The sequence below is a fragment of the uncultured Methylovirgula sp. genome, from assembly GCF_947646745.1.
Lineage (GTDB): Bacteria > Pseudomonadota > Alphaproteobacteria > Rhizobiales > Beijerinckiaceae > Methylovirgula.
The window spans coordinates 1-3,107 of record NZ_CANSHK010000081.1; the positions used below are offsets into that span (position 1 = coordinate 1).

4 protein-coding genes are annotated in these 3,107 nt (G+C 61.2%); 1 reads left to right on the plus strand and 3 read right to left on the minus strand.

Annotated features, from left to right (window positions below; all coding sequences use genetic code 11):
• On the plus strand, positions 1 to 999 hold a 999-nt coding region (locus Q0025_RS14860; RefSeq protein ID WP_297300485.1), incomplete at its 5' end, for an NADP-dependent oxidoreductase.
• 3 nt (positions 1,000 to 1,002) lie between these two features.
• Here Q0025_RS14860 and Q0025_RS14865 read toward each other — a convergent pair.
• The 3 genes from Q0025_RS14865 to Q0025_RS14875 all read right to left on the minus strand — a co-directional run bounded on the left by Q0025_RS14865 (position 1,003) and on the right by Q0025_RS14875 (position 3,028).
• Positions 1,003 to 1,845, minus strand: coding sequence for a metallophosphoesterase (locus Q0025_RS14865; protein WP_297300487.1), 843 nt, complete (start codon positions 1,843 to 1,845; stop codon positions 1,003 to 1,005).
• Between the two features lie 81 nt (positions 1,846 to 1,926).
• Complete coding sequence (locus tag Q0025_RS14870) at positions 1,927 to 2,760, minus strand: tetratricopeptide repeat protein (protein ID WP_297300489.1); 834 nt, start codon at positions 2,758 to 2,760, stop codon at positions 1,927 to 1,929.
• Positions 2,761 to 2,899: 139 nt separating this feature from the next.
• Positions 2,900 to 3,028, minus strand: a complete 129-nt coding sequence (locus Q0025_RS14875; protein ID WP_297300491.1) for a hypothetical protein — start codon at positions 3,026 to 3,028, stop codon at positions 2,900 to 2,902.
• Between the last annotated feature and the right edge of the window lie 79 nt (positions 3,029 to 3,107).

Here is a 3,107-nt window from a genome sequence, read left to right on the forward strand (position 1 = left end):
CGTCCGGTCGGCGAGCCGACGCCGGCAAATTTCCGCATCGAGGATTATTCGCCGCCGTCGCCGGGCGACGGGCAGGTTCTGCTGCGCACGATCTGGCTGTCGCTCGATCCCTATATGCGCGGCCGCATGAGCGACGGGCCTTCGTATTCCGCGCCGGTGCCGATCGACGGCGTGATGGAAGGCGGCGCAGTGTGCGAGGTCGTTGAATCCAAGTTTCCAAATCTTGCAAAGGGCGACATCGTTCTCTCCCACACCGGCTGGCAGCAATATGCGGTGGCGGACGGCAAGATGCTGCGCAAGGTCGATCCGAAAATCGCGCCGATCTCGACCGCTGTGGGCGTACTCGGCATGCCGGGCATGACGGCCTACACGGGCCTGCTCGAAATCGGCAAACCGAAAGCGGGCGAGACGGTCGTGGTCGCGGCGGCATCGGGCGCGGTCGGCTCGGCCGTGGGGCAGATCGCCAAGATCAAGGGTTGCCGCGCAGTCGGCATCGCAGGCGGCAAGGACAAATGCGATTACGTGAAAAAGGAACTCGGCTTCGACGAGTGCCTCGATCACCGCGATCCCGATATGGCGGCGAAGCTCAAGGAAGCCTGCCCGAAGGGCATCGACGTCTATTTCGAGAATGTCGGCGGCAAGGTGTTCGAGGCGGTGTTTCCGCTGCTCAATGCTTTCGCGCGCATTCCGGTGTGCGGCCTGATCGCCGACTACAACACGATTTTCGGCAAGGATACGCCGGTGCCGAAATGGGCGCATTCGATCATGCGCGCAATTCTGGTGAAGCGGCTGACCTTCCGCGGCTTCATCGTTTCGGACTTCAACGCGATGTATCCGGATTTTATCCGCGACATGCCGCAATGGGTGCGCGAGGGAAAAGTGAAGCACAAGGAATTCGTCACCGAAGGGCTTGAAAGCGCGCCGGGTGCGTTCATGGGCCTGCTGAAGGGCGCAAATTTCGGCAAGCAGCTTGTGCGCGTCGGGCCGGATAAAACCTGACAATCAGGACTGCGCCGCCGGATCGTAAACCGAGAACAGGTCGATATCGGCCTGGCCGAACGCGCGCACATGGCGCACCTCGAATCCGTCCGGCTGGAACGCATATTCGACCAGCCCGGTTTCCTTGGCGCCGATGGTTGCTTGCCGCAGCTCGGATGCGATGACAAACGACGTCGAAGGCGCCCAGATGTGGCGCGTATTGCGAAAAGTAAAATCGCGGCGCTGATGCACATGCCCGCAGGCGACGAGCCGCACGTCTGCTGTGTCCAGCATTGCGACAAGGCGCGTGCGCGCGGGCATCGGCACGTAGCGATATGATATTGCGGCGTCCTCGGGTTCGTCCGGCGTATTTCTGAACAGCGGCTTGTGAACGAACAGCGCGACCGCTTGTCCATTGGCCTCGGCTAACTTTTCCTCCAGCCACGCGAACTGCTCGCTTTCGCAATCGAGACCCGAATTCATGATGAGGCTGTTGATCCCGATAAATCGCCAGCCGGCGGCGTCGAACTGCCAGCGGTCGTCGCCGAAAACCGAAACGAAGTTTTGCCGGTTCTGCTCGGAGACGATTTGTTTGGGGCGCGGATTGGATTGCGTGGGATTATCGCCGATATCGTGATTGCCGGGAATGAACCGGCATTCCACGCCGAGATTACCGTGCTCGGCCTTCGCGAATTCAAAATCGGCGGCGTCGGCCTCGCCATCGAAGCTCACGTCGCCGCTGTTGATGACGAGGTCGGGCCGATTACCGGCGATGTGCCGGCACACCCGCTGAAAGTTTTCGGTGAACTCCGGAAAGCGGGGACTGAGGTGAGTGTCGGTGATCTGAGTCAGATGAAATGTCGGCATGGGCGGCTCCGGCGCACATCCTAGCCGCCGCAGATGTCACCAAAATGGCTCCGTCGCACACGTCTGTTTGAAACGGCGAAGTTAAAAGCACAGGTCGGTGACGCGCTGGCCGTTCTTGGCCTTGATCGTGTAAGGACATTTCATGCGGTTGAGCGCGGCCTTGGCGTCGTCGCTGCCGAGCGCTGCGGCCTTTTCGTAATAGCGCTTGGCGGCGGCTTCATCCTTCGGCCCGCCGCGGCCCGCAAGAGCGAAATCGCCCGCGCGTTCGAGCGCGCCGATCTGGTCGCGCGCGGCGGCTTTTTCGTAAAGTGCGCGTGCGGCCGCGTCGTCCTTCGGTCCGCCGTCGCCTTGCTCGGTCATCATGCCGAGCTGGAACATGGCGTCCGCATTGTTGCCGTCGGCGGCCTGCTGAAACAGGCTTCGCGCTTTCGTATAATCGAGCGGCACGCCATCGCCGGTCGCGTAAGCCATGCCCATATTGTTGAGCGCGACCGGATCGCCGCCTTGCGCCGCGCGCTCGAACATCTTGCGCGTCTCGCCGCTCTGCGCGCCGGCCTTGTCGAGCGAGGCGAGGCGCGACATCGCCGACGCGCTGCCCTGGCCGGATGCTTTTCGGTAAGCGGCAATCGCAGCCTGCGTGTCGCCGTTGGCCTCATAGGCGCGGCCGAGCTGAAAACTGAAACGCCGCGAGCCTTTCGCCTGCTTGCAGAACTTGATCGCGGTCTCGATGTCTCCGGGCGCGATGCTGAGCACGCCCTTGATATCCGCCGGTTTGTCAGGGTCGCTCGGATAGGCGGCGAGACGATCGCATAGAACTGCGTCCGCCGATTGTCCGTTCGCGCTGCCAGAGTATGTGGCGAGTACGGCGAAAGAGAGTGCCGAATAGATCGAAATTTTGAGCCAGGCCGCCGTCATAATTAAATCACCGCGTATAACTGAAGCGCGGTGATTATGCCCGGAAGCGGCGTACGAAAGGAGTCTAAAAATTCATCGGAAGAAAAAGGAAAAATGAAAATTTTTACGTGATGAAATTCCGGAAAGCCGCGCGTGCCGGTCACGACGGCTTGTGCGTGTCCTTGCCGGCTCTCGCCTCAATGTCGGCCGCTGTCGCGGCCAGAACATCGACAGTCCAGCCGTTAATGACTGCGATCAGGCCATCCAGAATCGATGCGATACTGGTCATTTGAGCCTCCGTTCCGTTGCGCCCTTTGCCCCGGCAACCGTTCCGGGCATAGGTCGCGGCGGCGGCGGAGAAGGTTCAA